This is a genomic window from Parabacteroides sp. AF19-14 (assembly GCF_003635485.1).
In the GTDB taxonomy this organism is placed as follows: domain Bacteria; phylum Bacteroidota; class Bacteroidia; order Bacteroidales; family Tannerellaceae; genus Parabacteroides; species Parabacteroides distasonis.
The window spans coordinates 51,183-68,181 of the sequence record NZ_QTMJ01000005.1 but is presented as its reverse complement, the minus strand read 5'-3'; the positions used below and the strand labels follow the sequence as shown (position 1 = coordinate 68,181).

13 protein-coding genes are annotated in these 16,999 nt (G+C 47.6%); 10 read left to right on the top strand and 3 right to left on the bottom strand.

Translation table 11 applies throughout. The annotated features are described in order from the left end of the window. Positions 1-209: 209 nt before the first annotated feature. The 5 genes from pstC to DWX33_RS06720 are packed head-to-tail and all read left to right on the top strand — an operon-like array spanning position 210 to position 5,029. Entirely contained in the window at positions 210-1,397 is a 1,188-nt protein-coding gene (gene pstC / locus DWX33_RS06740; protein ID WP_005867078.1) for a phosphate ABC transporter permease subunit PstC, read from the top strand. 8 nt (positions 1,398-1,405) lie between these two features. Beyond that, positions 1,406-2,293, top strand: coding sequence for a phosphate ABC transporter permease PstA (gene pstA / locus DWX33_RS06735; protein ID WP_005867077.1), 888 nt, complete (start codon positions 1,406-1,408; stop codon positions 2,291-2,293). 15 nt (positions 2,294-2,308) lie between these two features. Beyond that, positions 2,309-3,061 (top strand): phosphate ABC transporter ATP-binding protein PstB, encoded by a 753-nt coding sequence (gene pstB / locus DWX33_RS06730; protein ID WP_005867076.1) that lies wholly within the window; start codon positions 2,309-2,311, stop codon positions 3,059-3,061. 38 nt (positions 3,062-3,099) lie between these two features. Next, entirely contained in the window at positions 3,100-3,774 is a 675-nt protein-coding gene (phoU, locus tag DWX33_RS06725; RefSeq protein WP_005853873.1) for a phosphate signaling complex protein PhoU, read from the top strand. A gap of 40 nt (positions 3,775-3,814) precedes the next feature. Continuing rightward, positions 3,815-5,029 carry an OprO/OprP family phosphate-selective porin gene (locus tag DWX33_RS06720; RefSeq protein ID WP_034532078.1) on the top strand — a complete coding sequence of 405 codons (1,215 nt, stop codon included), beginning with the start codon at positions 3,815-3,817 and terminating at the stop codon, positions 5,027-5,029. A 60-nt stretch (positions 5,030-5,089) separates the two neighbouring features. Here the strand turns inward: DWX33_RS06720 and DWX33_RS06715 are convergent, their stop codons facing one another. Further along, positions 5,090-7,519 (bottom strand): glycoside hydrolase N-terminal domain-containing protein, encoded by a 2,430-nt coding sequence (locus DWX33_RS06715; protein WP_122380151.1) that lies wholly within the window; start codon positions 7,517-7,519, stop codon positions 5,090-5,092. 82 nt (positions 7,520-7,601) lie between these two features. After that, entirely contained in the window at positions 7,602-9,449 is a 1,848-nt protein-coding gene (locus DWX33_RS06710) for an ABC transporter ATP-binding protein (protein ID WP_005853867.1), read from the bottom strand. A gap of 129 nt (positions 9,450-9,578) precedes the next feature. Here DWX33_RS06710 and DWX33_RS06705 point away from each other — a divergent pair, with 129 nt between their 5' ends. From DWX33_RS06705 to DWX33_RS06685, 5 genes are all read left to right on the top strand, one after another. Further along, a complete protein-coding gene (locus tag DWX33_RS06705) occupies positions 9,579-10,421 on the top strand; it encodes a radical SAM-associated putative lipoprotein (RefSeq protein ID WP_122380103.1) in 843 nt (280 codons plus the stop codon). Positions 10,422-10,424: 3 nt separating this feature from the next. Next, a complete protein-coding gene (locus DWX33_RS06700; protein ID WP_008773789.1) occupies positions 10,425-10,895 on the top strand; it encodes a radical SAM-associated putative lipoprotein in 471 nt (156 codons plus the stop codon). Positions 10,896-10,898: 3 nt separating this feature from the next. Continuing rightward, complete coding sequence (locus DWX33_RS06695) at positions 10,899-11,975, top strand: TIGR04133 family radical SAM/SPASM protein (RefSeq protein ID WP_122380102.1); 1,077 nt, start codon at positions 10,899-10,901, stop codon at positions 11,973-11,975. A 57-nt stretch (positions 11,976-12,032) separates the two neighbouring features. Further along, positions 12,033-13,808 carry a DUF4091 domain-containing protein gene (locus DWX33_RS06690; RefSeq protein WP_122380101.1) on the top strand — a complete coding sequence of 592 codons (1,776 nt, stop codon included), beginning with the start codon at positions 12,033-12,035 and terminating at the stop codon, positions 13,806-13,808. Positions 13,809-13,984: 176 nt separating this feature from the next. Continuing rightward, the gene (locus tag DWX33_RS06685) at positions 13,985-16,336 is read left to right on the top strand and encodes a glycoside hydrolase family 3 N-terminal domain-containing protein (RefSeq protein ID WP_048928517.1); all 2,352 of its coding nucleotides are present in this window, start codon (positions 13,985-13,987) and stop codon (positions 16,334-16,336) included. Between the two features lie 60 nt (positions 16,337-16,396). Here DWX33_RS06685 and DWX33_RS06680 read toward each other — a convergent pair whose 3' ends face one another. Further along, positions 16,397-16,990, bottom strand: a complete 594-nt coding sequence (locus DWX33_RS06680) for a hypothetical protein (protein WP_122380100.1) — start codon at positions 16,988-16,990, stop codon at positions 16,397-16,399. Between the last annotated feature and the right edge of the window lie 9 nt (positions 16,991-16,999).

Here is a 16,999-nt window from a genome sequence, read left to right as displayed (position 1 = left end):
TCGTATGGCTATATACCAAGCCTGGTAAAAAATGGCTAGAAAATCTATAATCTCCAATATATTTTGAGGCTCCGCATAACGGAGCCTTTTTTATTTCAATTGTATATATTACAAACTCGTAATATGTTTGTAATAATTCTTTCAAACAGGCTTAACAGCTTCTTAATATGGATATCCTTTCTTTGCAGCAGAATAAATAGGCAAAGATTGTGAGAAAGTTTATAGAAAAATTAGTGGAAGGAGGATTCTTGATCAGTGGAAGCGTCAGTAGCTTTACGATCTTGTTGATCATTGTCTTCTTATTTAAAGAGGCCGCAGGTCTTTTTAACAGCCCGGAGGTAGAGGAAGGATATATATTGGCCGTGAATCAGGAAAATCCGGTCGAACATTTGTCGCCCGAGCAAATCATGGATGTCTTCGATGCCAATATCACCAATTGGGAAGATTTAAACGGAGAAAATCAAGATATACTAGTCTTCCGGTTCTCGGATCTAACCAACTATTATACGGAAGAAGAGCTAGGTGAAGAATTTCAATATGTTCCCGAGAAAATCAATGAACTTATCCATAAAGAGCCCGGGATTATCGCATTCTTTCCGGAACAATACAAGTCGGAAAACTTTACGGGAAAAATCATATCGGGAGCCACGATCAAGCCTTCGGAATTCTTTGGAGGGACGAAATGGTATCCGACCTCAACTCCCGCTCCGATCTTTGGGCTGATCCCTCTATTACTAGGAACGCTGTTGGTAAGTATAGGTGCGATCGCCTTATCCCTCCCCTTCGGAGTAGCGGTAGCGATCTATATGGCAGAGATCGCCAATACAAAAACACGCAATTTATTAAAACCGCTTATCGAGTTGCTGGCAGGTATTCCCTCAGTCGTTTATGGTTTCTTCGGATTGGTGGTGATCGTTCCCCTTATCCAAAAGACTTTAGACCTTCCGGTAGGCGAGACCGCTTTCGCCGGAAGCGTGGTTTTAGCGATCATGGCGTTGCCGACCATCATCACGGTAGCGGAAGATGCCATGCGAACTACACCACGAGCCATGAAAGAGGCCAGCTTGGCATTGGGAGCCACGCAATGGCAAACCATCTATAAAGTAATAATCCCCTACTCCATATCCGGTATCACGTCCGCTGTCGTATTAGGTATAGGACGTGCGATCGGTGAGACGATGGCCGTATTGATGGTAACCGGAAACGCCGCCGTTATCCCTACCTCGTTCTTCGAACCGGTACGGACAATTCCTGCCACGATAGCGGCGGAATTGGGTGAGGCTCCCGCAGGTGGAGCACATTACCAAGCCTTGTTTATGCTGGGAGCCGTGTTGTTCCTCATCACCTTGGGGTTGAGCATCGCCGTAGAATATATTTCATCCAAACGTAAAATTTAATTAAAGATATGGCACCTATTCAACATTTAGGGAATATAGACAAGAGGAAACGGGCCTCTCAACAGGTTGCTTTCGGTTTCTTTTCTTTCCTGAGTTATTTGGTCGTAGTGATCTTATTCGTAATACTGGGATTCATTATCTTAAAGGGAGCGAGCGTGATCAGTTGGGATTTCCTGACACAAGCACCCCAAGAGGGCATGACCTCCGGGGGGATTTTTCCGGCTATCGTAGGTACACTCTATTTAGTGATCGGAAGTAGCTTGATTAGTTTTCCTATCGGCATCATGAGTGGTATTTATATGAACGAGTACGCCACGAACGGGAAACTCATCCGCTTCATCCGTATCATGACGAATAATCTAAGTGGTGTCCCATCCGTTGTTTTCGGGTTATTTGGTATGTCTCTATTCGTAAGCACCTTGGGATGGGGAGACTCTATTATAGCGGGTTCGTTTACCTTGGCGCTGATGTCCTTGCCACTTATCATCCGTACGACGGAAGAGGCTTTGAAAAGTATCGATGATTCTTTCCGCCACGGTAGCCTAGCGTTAGGGGCTACGAAATTGCAGACCATTCGCAGGGTCGTGCTACCGATGGCGTTCCCCAATATTATTACGGGATTGATTCTTTCGATCGGGCGTGTGTCCGGAGAGACCGCTCCTATCCTTTTTACGGTGGCCGCTTATTTCTTGCCGCAATTACCGAAAAGTATTTTCGACCAATGTATGGCATTACCCTATCACTTATATGTTATATCTACAAGCGGTACGGATATCGAGGCTTCCCGGGGAATGGCTTATGGCACGGCACTCGTACTGATTGTCATCGTATTATTAGTAAACCTTTTGGCAAATGCCTTGCGTAGTTATTTCGCCAAGAAGGTAAAAATGAATTAAAAAAATAAGACAATTATGATAAAGATTGATGCTAAAAACGTAGACTTTTATTATGGGGATTTCCATGCGTTGAAGAACATTTCCATGGAGATAGAGCCGAATACGTCCACCGCTTTCATCGGACCGTCCGGTTGCGGAAAGTCTACTTTCCTCCGCCTGTTCAACCGCATGAATGATTTGATTCCGGGCACTCGCATGGAAGGTCAGATCCTGATTGATGGAAGAGATATCTATACGAAAAGTGAGAAAGTGGATCGCTTACGTAAAAACGTGGGGATGGTTTTCCAGAAACCGAATCCTTTTCCTAAGACGATTTATGAGAATGTCGCTTATGGCCTGCGGGTAAACGGTGTCAACGATGAGAATTATATTGAGGAGACGGTGGTCAAGACTTTAAAGCAGGTCGTCCTTTGGGACGAGGTAAAGGATAAACTGAAAGAATCGGCATTCGCTCTTTCCGGCGGACAACAGCAACGTTTATGTATCGCCCGTGCCTTGGCGATCTCGCCCTCTATCCTATTGATGGACGAGCCGACTTCCGCGTTGGACCCGATTTCAACCAGCAAGATCGAGGATTTGATACATGAGCTGAAAAATGATTATACGATCGTAATCGTTACCCATAATATGCAACAAGCGGCTCGTGTTAGCGACAAGACCGGATATTTCTATTTAGGGGAATTGATTGAATATGATAATACCCGGAAGATTTTCACCAATCCGGAGAAAGAGTCTACACAGAATTACATTACCGGACGGTTTGGGTAATTGAAAATTAAAAATTGAAAATTGAAAATTAGAAGAGTATGAAGGTTATAGAGCAGGAGATTCATTCTTTAAAAAATAGTATCAGCGAGATGTGGGCATTGGTTCACCAGCAATTATACAACGCAGGGGAGGCTATGCTTACCGGAGATAAGGAACTCGCTTATAAGGTAATCAGCCGGGAACGCCGGGTAAATGCTTTCGAGCTAAAGATCGACAGTGATTGCGAGGATATCATCGCCTTGTACGCACCGGTAGCGATCGACCTACGTTTCGTATTGGCGATGTATAAGATTAATACAAACCTAGAGCGTCTGGGAGATTTCGCAGAAAGCATCGCCCGTTTCGCAGGAAACCTTCCCGAGGGGGAACCGATTGACCCGCAACTGGTCAAGGAAACCCGGGTAGAAGAAATGCTGTCGGAGTTATTAAGCATGATCTCACTCACCAAAGAGGCTTTTGAGAAAGAAAGCTCAGAGATCGCTTCCCGTATCTTCTTGAAGGATAATTTGATCGATGAGATCAATCATAATTCTACCGCTATTATCGCCAAATATATAGAGGAGCATAAAGGTAGCGCGTTGGCAGGGTTATATATGGCCGGTGTTATCCGGAAAATGGAACGTTTCGGAGATCATTGTACGAATATAGCGGAAGAACTCATTTTCTATCTGGACGCTAAAGTCATGAAGCATATGGGCAAAACCGAGCAATAATTCGTATCTTTGCGGCCACTTTAATAATTAACATCAGTAAATGAAACGACTCACAGTGGCTTGGCTGTCGGCCTTCTTATTTATCGGTTCCGCGTTAACGTCTTACGCTCAGACAAATTCTCCGATCCCAGAGCGGGATTCTTCTTCGGTATCTCTTTTTGAATACGCAACTAAGATTCCGAAACGCAACAAGGTTTTCAATCTGGACTTGGAGATGCATGCAGGATTCAACGCGGACTTTTTCTCGGGGAAGCTGGATGAAGCCGCCTTTCGTTTCAGGGATGTCAAAATTGATGTTACCGGAGAAGTGAACGATCGGTTATTCTATTGGTATCGCCAAACGCTGAATGGCGGTTATGAGGGACAAGCCTTGGAGAATTTGAATGAGTCGATCGAATATGCGTATATTGGCTATAAACTGAATGAGCGTTTTACCTTAACCGCCGGAAAACAAGATGTGTTCTACGGTGGTTTTGAGTACGACGAGAATCCTTTGCTTATTTATGAGTATAGCGATATGAATGAATACTCCCTTTGCTACCTTACGGGAATCGGGCTGGGGTATCAGCCGAATGAGTCACAAGAGATCCGCTTACAGGTGACGAACAGTCGTATGGGATCGATGGAAGATGAGTATGGACGTCTGCCGGAAGGATTTAAGAAACCGAGAGTTCCCTTGTTTTACACATTGAACTGGAACGGTAACTTTCTGGATGAGTTGATTCATTTACGGTACTCCGTATCCGCCGCGGAGCAAGCCCAAGGGAAATATATGTATAGCGTCTTTACCGGTCAAAGTATAGAGGCCGGACCGGTCTATGCTTATTTCGATGTCATGTATTCACGAGGAAAATTAGACCCATTAGGATTATTGACCGAATTGACCCAGCCCGAAGTCTCCGGAGAGGAGGAACCGGAACCACCGGTTCGTATGCAAAACATCGATTATCTTTCGCTGGTGGGGGAAATACAGTATCGTTTCCATCCCAAATGGCAACTATTCGCGAAAGGAATGTATGAAAGCGCATCGATCTATAAAGCCTACGATGCTTACGAGAAAGGTAAATACCGTACGGCATGGGGGTATCAAGGAGGGCTTGAGTTCTATCCGATGGCCGATGATAATCTACATATCTTCTTGACCGCCATAGGTAAAAAATATAACCTATCCGAACGAGCGAAGGCGCTCGATGCCTCTCTGGACGACACCGCACGCCTTTCGATCGGTTTCATTTATAGATTACCGTTATATTAAATTTTTCTCATTTGTTGTAGAGACGCAGCATGCCGCGTCTCATCCCCTCAGAATGGTAACTTAGAATTGCAACACAAGCTCTTCCCCTTGTAACAAGTCCACTGTTACTTTTCCATCGACTACAGGTAGGGAAACCGGCTTTTGGTTCTTTTTGAGGCTCATGTTCGCGGAATTCGCCGGAAGCTTGATCTGGAAAGAACCGGGAACGATCGCTTTCAATCGAGCTTCCGTCAACAGACCTTCCGTCCATTTAGCCGACACCTCCCCGCCATTCCGGACTTTTAAACCGCTAAAGCTTCCATTTTTCCAAGCGGATGGCAAAGCGGGCAAGAACTCGATCAATCCGGATTGACTCTGTATCAGCATCTCCGCAATACCGGCTGTTCCTCCAAAATTACCATCAATCTGGAAAGGAGGATGGGCACAAAACAAATTAGGATAAGAACCTCCTCCCTTCACCTCCTTCGTATGCTCATCTACACAGGGACGTAACAAATCACCCAGCAATTTATAAGCATGATCGCCATCCTGTAAACGGGCCCAGAAATTAATCTTCCAAGCCATAGACCAGCCCGTGCTTTGATCGCCACGGACCTCCAAGGATTTACGAGCCGCCTCTGCCAACTCCGGCGTATGCTCTATCGAGATCTCATTCCCGGGATAAAGCCCATATAAATGAGAGACATGACGATGGGTAGGCTCTACCTCCTCATACGGCTCGAGCCATTCCATAATACGGCCGTCTTTACCGATCGTCGTAGGCATCAAGCGATCTCGTTTCGCCGCCAACTCAGCAGCGAACGCGCTATCCACACCTAAAATCCCGGCGGCCTCAATGGTATTCGTAAATAATTCCCGCAAGATCTGATTGTCCATCGTCGATCCGGCACAAATACTCACGACACTTCCGTTTGGCATTTTATAAGCGTTCTCCGGAGAGGTAGTAGGTGCCGTCACCAGATATTTAGTCCGGGGATCTTGCACCAGCATATCCACAAAGAATTGGGCAGCCCCTTTCATCGTCGGATAAACATCCCTTAAATACGCCTTATCTAATGTATACTGATAATGCGTGTACAAATGCTCGCATAGCCATGCGGCGGATGTATTCGTCGCTCCCCACGACGGATGTTCGCCCGGGGCGGTAAACTCCCAGACATTACCTAAAATATGCGTGACCCATCCCCGTGCGTTATAAAAAGCCTTGGCCGTGCGTTCGCCGCTAGGGACCTGCTGTTTCGTCCATTCGATCAGTGGAAGGTGCAACTCGGAGAGGTTCGTTACCTCCGCTGGCCAATGATTCATTTGTAAATTGATATTCAAGTGGAAATCCCCGTTCCAAGGCGTATGAATCGTATTACACCACAAGCCCTGCAAATTCGGGGGCAGTAATCCCTGCCGGGTCGAGGAAATCAATAAATATCGACCAAACTGGAAATATAAAGCCGCCAAACCCGGATCGTTCTTATCTTGAGCGAAAGCGGCCAAACGCTCATTGATCGGAAGATGATCCCTTTCGCCTTTTCCCAAATCCAGAGAGACCCGATCAAACAGGGAGCGATAAGCGAGTGTATGTTCCCGGCGCAAGGTGGAGAAATCCTTAGATTCCGCTTGCGATAAGTATTTTTCCAAGGATTGTCCGACACCGTCTTTATCGAAATAATCCGTACCTAAACTTACCAAGATAATCGCTTCCGAGGCACTTCGCACCGATAAACTACTATCCGTTGCGGTCAAATCTCCCCCCTTCGGCAAGACGATACGGACACGAGAGGCGAAACGCATCCCTTTCATCTCCAACGTATCCACCCCGTCCGGCAGTTGTCCCCGCATCAGCAAGTCCTTTCCGTCCAAAGAGATCGTCGCATGTTCCGGACGATTCATACCTAATGAGAAATTCAAGGCCCGATCCGCATCCGCTACCAAATGAATCACTCCCAGATCCCCGGAAAAAGAGGTAAACATTTCCCGTTGATAATTCACATTCCCCCTTTTAAAAGAGACGGAAGCGATAGCCTCGCTTAGGTTCAACCGCCTGCGATACTCAGCGATAGAATCCGATTCATTCGGATACATATATCTCAGCACTAGATTTCCGAATAATTGGTAACTCCCATACGGAGCGTTCGCACCGTCACCCAGATTACTTCCGGTCCCTTTGCAGACGAAAGTCTTATACATCAAATCCTGTGCCTCGTCATTCCGTCCCTCAAATAAAAGGCGACGAATATTCGCCAAAGAATAATACGCATAAGGATTGTCCGTATCTTGCTTACTTCCGGACCACAGGGAAATCTCATTCAGGACCACATTCTCCCGCTCAATACCACCATCCGGCATCATACCGATACGGCCGTTTCCCAAAGGCAAAGTTTCTTCCCATATCTGCGCTGGTTGGTCAAAATAATAAGAGACCTCCTTCCCAGTCTGCATATCCGGCAAATTACAACCGAAAAGGAACGATAACAAAATCAAATAAAGTCCTTTCATATTCATACGATTATTCCTTGTTATTGTTTTTCCATCAAAAGCCGAAGAGGCGATCCACTGCAACCCGGGTTGCAGTATCACCCTAAAAGCTTTGCATATCACATAGTCGTTTATAATAGCCATCCAAAGCCAACAACTCCTCGTGTTTGCCCCGTTCTACGATCTCACCCTCATGCATCACACAGATCTCATCCGCATTACGGATCGTAGAGAGACGGTGGGCGATCACTACGGTCGTACGATTCTTCATCAAGTTCTCCAACGCTTCTTGTACCAAACGTTCGGATTCCGTATCCAAGGCGGATGTGGCCTCATCCAAGATCAAGATCGGGGGATTCTTCAAGATCGCACGGGCGATACTGATTCGCTGGCGTTGTCCGCCGGACAGTTTTCCACCCCGGTCGCCTATATTGGTATCGTAACCTTTCTCACTCGCTATGATAAAATCGTGAGCGTTGGCGATGCGGGCGGCTTCCTCCACCTGTTCCATCGTAGCCCCTTCCACTCCAAAAGCGATATTGTTGAAGAAGGTATCGTTAAACAAGATAGCCTCTTGATTGACATTTCCCATCAATCCCCTAAGATCGAAAAGGGTGGCCTCACGGATATCCGTATCATCAATACGGATATTCCCTTTATTCACATCATAAAAGCGAGGCAATAGATCCACCAAAGTACTTTTGCCCGAACCGGACTGACCGACCAAAGCCACGGTCGTTCCTTTCCGAATATCCAGATTAATCCCTTTCAAGACCCAAGCTTCCTGATATTTAAACCAAACATCTTTATAACTGATTTTCTCTTTCAAGGCGATCTTCTTCGGATGTTCCGGGTCATGGATATCCGTCTCCGCCTTCAAGATCTTATCGACACGCTCCATAGAGGCCAGACCTTTCTGGATCGCATAAACCGACTTACTTAGATCTTTCGCAGGATTGATAATGCTATAGAAAATAACCAGATAATAAATAAACGTAGGAGCGTCGATCGGGCTATTCGCGCTCAAGATCAGCGTACCTCCATACCAAAGTACGATAGCGATCGTAACGGTTCCCAAAAACTCGCTCATCGGATGCGCCATTTGTTGGCGGCGATAGATACGGTTCGTCAACCGGCGGAAAGTATCATTGCTTCGCTCAAAGCGGTCTTGTATCTTCTTCTCGGCGTTAAATGCCTTGATAATACGGAGTCCGCCTAATGTCTCCTCGATCTGGCTCATCAGGAATCCCCATTGTTGCTGTCCTTCCAAGGACTTCCGTTTCAACTTCTTACCGACTTGTCCCATTACGTAACCCGCCAACGGCAGCAGGATCAAGACGAACACGGTAAGTTGCCAACTGATAGCGATCATACCCACAAGATAGATCACGATCAGGATCGGGTTCTTGAATAACATGTCCAATGAACTCATGATGGATGTCTCAATCTCGTTCACGTCTCCGGATACACGGGCGATAATATCCCCTTTTCGCTCCTCGGAGAAAAAGCTCAACGGCAACTGCGTAATCTTCTTGTTAATCTGATTACGGATATCACGAACGACTCCGGTTCGAATCGGGATCATCGTATAAAAGGCCAGATACATGGTCGCCACTTTCAAGAAAGTCGCCACGATCAGGAAGATTCCCAACATAATCAAGGCGAACGAACCTCCGTGTACCTCTATCAGATCGGATACATACCAAAAAAAGTTATTTTTGATCAACTCCGGCAAGGCTTTCCACGACTCCCAGCTTCCCGCGTTAAAATTCCAATCCATAAAGGTGTAATTCCCCTCATCCATCTTAAACAAGATCTGAAGGATCGGGATAATCAAGGCGAAAGAAAACAGGTTCAAGATAGCGGAAAGTACATTGAACACGATGTTCAGAACCATATACTTTTTGTAAGGGGGAACGAAACGCTTTAAAATACGTATGAAATCTCTCATAAATTGATCTGTTACATTGAAGTGGCAAAGATACAAAAAGTCATCACATTTTCTTACGCATTCGCATGCAACTATTTTGCTGCCCCATTCATCAAATAAATAGAATCGTAAATAAAAATAATTTACACCATGAAAAGGATGCACTTGCAACTGTTGAAAAAAGCCAACTGCGTATTGGCGAGTTTATTAATGCTTTTAGGTTTCTCCTGCACTGACGACGAGGGAGAAGGTCCCATAATTTGTGAATATGGCACTCCTTACGCCAATTTTCAGATAAAAGGAAAAGTCGTGGATACAAACGATAATCCGATACCTAACACCCAAATACGTATAAATCGAAATGACGCAAGAATTTATCCTTACGGATGGCTGCATACCGATACCGTAAGGACTGACGCTAACGGAGAGTTTGATTGGAAGAAAACTGATTTTCCGATCCTAAAATACCGATTCATCACGGAAGACATAGACGAAGAAATGAACGGAGGACAATTCGCATCCGATACGACTCAAGTAATCTTCGACAGCGAGCAACTTACCGGAGGTGATGGATGGTACGAAGGTAGTGCCTCTAAGGAAATCAAGATCACACTTAAGGAATATGTAGATACACATACGGAACCTTACGCATTGTACACGATCTACGGAAAAGTAACTGATGATCAAGGCTATCCGCTGGCCGGAGTCGCAATCTTAACCTCACCGGCATATACCCCTACTCTAGAGGACGACCTTTCCTGCTTTCCGGCCATCACGGATGAGACCGGACGATATCAATTCACCTACGATAAGGCTACGGCTATCGAACATACCATCTACACAAAATTATCTTCGTATTGGAATGACCCAAACGCTTGCAAAACTGATTCTATTATCGTAAATTTCGCCGAAATTGAATTATTACAAGGGAAAGGGATGTTAATAGGTAAAGGATCAAAAGAAATTAACTTCCAACTAACACGCAAAAACTAGAAAATGGAAACAGTTTATCATTCCATATTAAAAGGTTTTAACTGGATTTTAGCGGGGCTTCTTTCTCTACTAGGCTTCAGCGTTACTTCCTGTGGCGCTACAGATGAGTATGGTAGCCCTTACGCAGAATACGAGTTGAAAGGAAAAGTTACAGATATGAACGGAGATCCCATCCAAGGAATAGAGATCAACTATGGGGGCATATATAATAACGTATTATCTCCCTCATATATAAGCGAAATATATAAATCACCCCAAACCCAAAAAGACGGAAGTTACGATATAAAATTCGAGGATTCCCCAATGGGCATCGTACGCATTATCGCTAAAGATATTGACGGGCCTGAAAACGGATCATTTGAGACGGATTCGATAGATGTCAAGATCGAAGGATTTGAGGGAGGTAAATCTTGGTTCCATGGGAAAGCAGAGGTTAACATCCCCGACATCAAACTTAAAGAGAAAAAAGAATAAAATATGGACAAACGCCCAAACATCAAAAAACGTATCGCCCTAGAGCTCTTTCGAAGTATCAAGAAGAACAGGGCTAAATTACATGAATTGCGTACACTCTTTTGGGAGTGTACGCTTCGTTGTAATGTATCCTGCCGTCATTGCGGGAGCGATTGCCATGTCTCGGCCTCTGTCCCGGATATGCCTGTCGAAGACTTCCTGAAAGTCATAGACGATATCACGCCTTACGTCGAGCCGAACAAAGTGCTCGTCATCTTTACCGGAGGCGAGGCGCTGGTTCGTAAGGATATCGAGAAATGCGGGTTGGAACTGTATCGCAGGGGATATCCTTGGGGGATCGTCTCCAATGGTTATCTGATGACCCGGGAACGGCTCGACTCGCTCTTGGCTTCCGGATTGCACTCGGCGACTATCAGCTTGGATGGTTTCGAGGAAGCGCATAACTGGCTTCGCCGTAATCCTAAAAGTTTCGAGAAGGCACTGAATGCCATCTGTATGTTGGCCGAGGAAAAGGAGATCATCTGGGATGTGGTGACTTGCGTAAACCAACGCAACTTCAAGGATTTGATGCTCTTCAAGGATTTCTTGATCGAGATGGGCGTAAAACGGTGGCGTATCTTTACGATCTTCCCAGTTGGGCGTGCCGCGACTGAGACCGATTTGCAACTGACGAACGAGCAGTTTACATGGGTCATGAACTTCATCCGCTTCTGCCGGAAAGAGGGTAAGATACACGTTAGCTACGGCTGTGAGGGCTTCCTCGGGAATTATGAGGCTGAGGTGAGAGACTCGATTTTCCAATGCAACGCCGGTATCAATACAGCCTCTGTCCTCGCTGATGGCTCTATCTCCGGTTGTCCCAGCATACGGGCCAACTTCCACCAAGGGAACATCTATAAAGACGATTTCATCGATATCTGGAATAATGAGTTTAAACCTTATCGTAACCGCCAGTGGGCTAAAAAAGGGGAATGCGCGGATTGTAAGATGTTCCGTTATTGCGAGGGCAACGGGATGCACTTATACGATGATGAGGGGAATCTACTCGTATGCCACTATAAAAGGCTAGTTGACAGTTGACAACTGTCAACTAATTCCTATCTTTGCCCTAGTTAATATTCTAAAATAAGCAATCGTATGAAAAACACTTTCATCCTTTGTGCCTTTCTGGCACTAAGTTCTTTTACCGTAGCCCAGCAATCCGAGAAATACCCGCTAGGCGACTATACGGAATTGACCGACACGAAACCGCATGACAGCGACGAGATCTGGGACAAGTTATCGGCCCCAACCCAATTAAGCTGGGGCACGACCGATATACGATATCCGAAACTCAGTATTCCCGATGTCAAGAAAAGCAATCGCTGGCAGACGAAAGCATGGAAAGGGGAACGGGTAAACGCACAAGCCGTGTTATGGACCAAGGTGGGACTCGAGGATGCCTCTATCACCGTGAGCGACTTGAAGAGCGGTTCTTCCATCATCCCATCCTCCGCGATCACGACGAACTTTGTCCGATACGTCATGACCGATGAATTGAATAAAGACCGCCAAGGCGGTTGCGGCCACCGAGAGAATAAGGCGGAATGGGATTCCTCCGTCGTAGCAGATGTATTGGATATCGTAAAGATCCGTGATATCAAGGCACGCACCACCCAGCCGATCTGGATGAATATCTGGGTACCTCAATCCGCGAAAGCCGGTAAATATAAAGGGACATTGACCGTCACGGGAAAAAATGCCTCCCCCATGGAATTACAAATAGAAGTGGACGTATTGAACCGCACACTTCCCGCCCCGAAGGACTGGGCTTTCCATCTGGACTTATGGCAGAACCCGTATTCCGTGGCCCGTTACTACCAAGTTCCTCTTTGGAGTAAAGAGCATTTCGACGCTATGCGCCCGATCATGAAGATGCTGGCGAACGCCGGACAGCGCGCTATCACCACCAGTATCATGCATAAACCTTGGGCCGGACAGACCGAGGATCATTTCGACAGCATGATCACCCGGATCAAGAAGATAGACGGCACTTGGGCATATGATTACGCCGTCTTCGACAAATGGGTGGAATTCATGATGAACGAGATCGGTATCGATGATATGATCAGTTGCTACACCATGATCCCTTGGGCTTTATCTTTCGATTATTACGACGAGGCGACAAATCGTGTACAGTTTCTCAACACGAAACCGGGTGATGCCGCTTACGCAGACTATTGGGGTACTTTCCTAAAAGATTTCTCCCGCCACCTTCGCGAGAAAGGTTGGTTCGAGAAAACCGCCATCTCTATGGACGAGCGTCCGATGGAGGCGATGCGTGAGGCGATCAAGGTTATCAAGCAAGCCGATCCGGAGTTCAAGATCACGCTGGCCGGAAATTATCATCCGGAAATTCAATCGGACTTATACTATTTAAGTATTCCCTATGGGCATAAATTCCCAGAAGACGTAAAGGCTGCCCGTGATAAAGCGGGACAGATCAGTACCGTTTATACCTGTTGCGCGGAAGCGTTCCCGAATACCTTCACCTTCTCCGACCCGGCGGAAGCGGCATGGACGGTCTTGCACGCCGTAGCCGGTGGTTACGACGGTTATCTACGTTGGGCAGTTAATAGCTGGACCGCCGATCCTCTGCGTGACTCGCGTTTCCGCACTTGGGCGGCAGGCGATACATACAGTATTTATCCCGGTCCACGCAGTAGCATTCGCTTCGAACGTTTGGTCGAGGGTATACAAGATTGCGAGAAGATCCGCATCCTCCGGGAAGAGCTGACAACGAAAGGAGCTAAAGGCAAACTCGAGAAGTTGAACAAGACGGTTGCCAAGATCACTCCGGAAGGTTTATCCGAGACACAAGAATCCGCTACGCAGATGGTTAATGAGATTCATAAACTTCTGAATACATTATAAATAGTACCGGACGCCGACTGCGCAGTCGGCGTCCCCTAAATATATCATCAAACCCCTACAATGTTTGATATTCATCAAAAAACGAAATCCTTACCTCCGATACCTTTCTTTTTCTTTGTCCGCCTCGATTCCTTCGCCTATTTTTGGGGCACTGAAAAACACAAAAACCATTCTATATGAACAAACTATTAATGGGCGCATGCCTTACGATGGCCATGCAAGTAGGGCACTCCCAAACCTTGCCGCAATTGGGTAAAGATCCTATCGAGAAAATCGTAGCCGCCATGACTGCCGAAGAGAAAGTATCCCTGTTAGTCGGAACCGGAATGCCCGGGTTCGGCGGCCAATCAGCCGTAGTCGGCAGCACGCAAAATATAGTGCCGGGAGCCGCCGGAACGACCTTCCCGATCGAACGTCTGGGAATCCCCGCTATCGTAGTGGCCGACGGTCCCGCCGGATTACGTATCTCCCCGACTCGCGAGGGGAACGAGGCGACCTATTATTGCACGGCATTCCCGGTCGCTACCTTGCTAGCCTCCACATGGAACACCGCATTGGTCAAAAACGTAGGCAACGCCATGGGCGACGAGGTGAAAGAATACGGTTGCGACGTACTCTTGGCCCCCGCGCTGAATATCCACCGAAGCCCTCTCTGCGGACGTAACTTCGAGTATTATTCCGAAGATCCCTACTTGACGGGCCGGATAGCGACAGCGATGGTAAACGGTATCCAAAGCAATGGCGTGGGAACCTCCATCAAGCATTTCGCCGTCAATAATCAAGAGACCAACCGGACAGGAACGGATGCCCGCCTCACCCCTCGTGCCTTGCGGGAGATTTACCTAAGAGGTTTCGAGATGGTCGTAAAAGAGGCAAGCCCGTGGACGGTCATGTCTTCCTACAATAAGATAAATGGTGAGTATGCCTCCGAAAGCCGTGATTTATTAACGACCATCCTCCGTGACGAATGGGGCTTTAGCGGCCTTGTCATGACCGACTGGTTTGGCGGCAAGAACGCCCCCGCCCAGATCCACGCCGGAAACGATCTGCTGATGCCCGGACGGACGGACCAGAAAGAGGCCCTCCTAAAAGCGCTTGAGGACGGTTCTCTCTCTATCGACGACGTGGATACGGACGTAACCCGTGTATTACGACTGATCCTTCAAGCCCCCCGCTTTGCCCAATACGCCTATTCCGACAAACCGGACCTGAAAGCTCACGCCGAGGTAACCCGTGCGTCCGCTTCCGAAGGTATGGTTTTATTAAAGAATACGAACAATGCCTTGCCGCTGGCCCCGGGTATCAAGAAGATAGCGGCTTACGGTACCACCTCGTACGATTTTATCGCCGGAGGCACCGGCAGCGGCGACGTGAACGAGGCTTATACCGTATCCCTCGTGGAAGGTCTGGAGAACGCCGGTTATACCATGGACGCCGAAGTGAAAGCCTTATACGAGAAATACAGTACCGAGGAAAAGGCGAAACAGCCGAAAGACACGAGTCCCGCCGCCGCTTTCTTCAACCACCCTCGTATCCCGGAGTTCGTACCGGATGCCGCAGGGCTGGCCGCTAAGGCGAAAGAGGCGGATATCGCCTTCGTTACGATAGGCCGTAGCTCGGGAGAGTTCCAAGACCGGAAGATCGAGGGAGATTTCAACCTGACGGAGAATGAGCGAGCGTTGATCCAATCGGTTTCCGACGCTTTCCATAAGGAAGGGAAGAAGGTGGTCGTAATCTTGAATATCGGGGGCGTGATCGAGACCGCCAGCTGGAAATCGGAACCGGACGCCATCCTATTGGCTTGGCAAGCCGGGCAGGAAGGGGGTAACACGGTAGCCGATATCCTGTCCGGAAAGGTGAATCCTTCCGGTAAGCTCCCGATGACTTTCCCCGTGAGCATCGCCGACGTAGCCTCCACGAAGAATTTCCCGGACGCTTCGGGTATCGACCTGAAAGAAATGTTAGCCGGTTTCATGGGAGGAGGCCCGGAGCATACGGATCGTAAGAATATTGACTATACCAACTACGAGGAGGGTATCTACGTGGGCTACCGTTACTTCGATACGTTCGGCGTGCCCGTCTCCTATCCGTTTGGCTACGGACAGTCGTATACAACTTTCAATTATTCGAGCTTGAAAGTGTTCATGGGCGATACGGACTACAGCATCAGTTGCACGATCACGAACAATGGCCCGGTAGCCGGGAAGGAAGTGGTCCAGCTATATATCTCCGCCCCCGGCAAGAGCATGGATAAGCCGGCGAAAGAGTTGAGAGGTTTCGTCAAGACCCAACTCCTCCAGCCGGGGGAGAGCCGTGAGATCATCTTCAAGGTGAAAGATACGGATCTGGCCTCCTTCGACGAGAGCGCCAGTCATTGGGTCGTAGAGTCCGGTAAATATGAGGCGCAGATTGGCTCCTCCGCCGACGACATCCGCCTAAGGGATTCCTTCAACGTGAAGGGGCGGGTAACGGAGAAGGTTCATGCGGTACTGTTGCCCGGCGAGAGGATCGATCTTCTGAAAAGATAAGCCCGGAGGTATCTACCTAGTTATCGGGAGGGCGGGGTATCAACCTCGCCCTCTACTTATTTAATCACCCGAGTGTTCCGGCTTCCTGAAAGTAAGGTAGGTCTCCACACGCCCCTCCAGCTTCGCCTCCATGGTCCCTTGCTCCGACACGAAGAGATATTTGTCCTTTTTCTCCTCCTCGGTCCATGTATCGGGAGTGTAGGGAGCGATCTTCCGGTCGCCGGCAGTCCTCATGAAATAGATAGCGGGCAGAAGGCCGTTCAGTTGGATCTGGTTCGGGTCGATATAGCGTTCCTCGTATTGTCGCGAGAAACGCGAGCTCACCCTCTCCAGCCGGAAGCGGTCGAGATTATTCATAAACAGGTAATCCGTGCCTTCATCTCCCGGCAGGGAGGTGTAGATCATAGATGAGACTTTCACGGCACCGGCCGGTGTCGTGTACAAATAATAGAAATATACAGTCCATGTATTCTTGGAGCGGGTTTGAAGGGTATGTGTCTCCTGCAAGGAATGCAAGGCCCAAAATCCCGGGGGCGTGCATCTCACCCTTTGTACGAATTTATCCTTCGCGATTTCCACTCTTCCCCGGATCTCCAGAAAGTCCTTATAGGCCACTGCCTCTATTTCCTCGTTTGTCATTGATGGCGTAAACATGATTATTCT

Coding starts and splice junctions, on each gene's coding strand:
- pstA (WP_005867077.1), top strand. CDS start 1,406: ATGGCACCTATTCAACATTTAGGGAATATAGACAAGAGGAAACGGGCC.
- pstB (WP_005867076.1), top strand. CDS start 2,309: ATGATAAAGATTGATGCTAAAAACGTAGACTTTTATTATGGGGATTTC.
- phoU (WP_005853873.1), top strand. CDS start 3,100: ATGAAGGTTATAGAGCAGGAGATTCATTCTTTAAAAAATAGTATCAGC.
- DWX33_RS06720 (WP_034532078.1), top strand. CDS start 3,815: ATGAAACGACTCACAGTGGCTTGGCTGTCGGCCTTCTTATTTATCGGT.
- DWX33_RS06715 (WP_122380151.1), bottom strand. CDS start 7,519: ATGAAAGGACTTTATTTGATTTTGTTATCGTTCCTTTTCGGTTGTAAT.
- DWX33_RS06710 (WP_005853867.1), bottom strand. CDS start 9,449: ATGAGAGATTTCATACGTATTTTAAAGCGTTTCGTTCCCCCTTACAAA.
- DWX33_RS06705 (WP_122380103.1), top strand. CDS start 9,579: ATGAAAAGGATGCACTTGCAACTGTTGAAAAAAGCCAACTGCGTATTG.
- DWX33_RS06700 (WP_008773789.1), top strand. CDS start 10,425: ATGGAAACAGTTTATCATTCCATATTAAAAGGTTTTAACTGGATTTTA.
- DWX33_RS06695 (WP_122380102.1), top strand. CDS start 10,899: ATGGACAAACGCCCAAACATCAAAAAACGTATCGCCCTAGAGCTCTTT.
- DWX33_RS06690 (WP_122380101.1), top strand. CDS start 12,033: ATGAAAAACACTTTCATCCTTTGTGCCTTTCTGGCACTAAGTTCTTTT.
- DWX33_RS06685 (WP_048928517.1), top strand. CDS start 13,985: ATGAACAAACTATTAATGGGCGCATGCCTTACGATGGCCATGCAAGTA.
- DWX33_RS06680 (WP_122380100.1), bottom strand. CDS start 16,990: ATGTTTACGCCATCAATGACAAACGAGGAAATAGAGGCAGTGGCCTAT.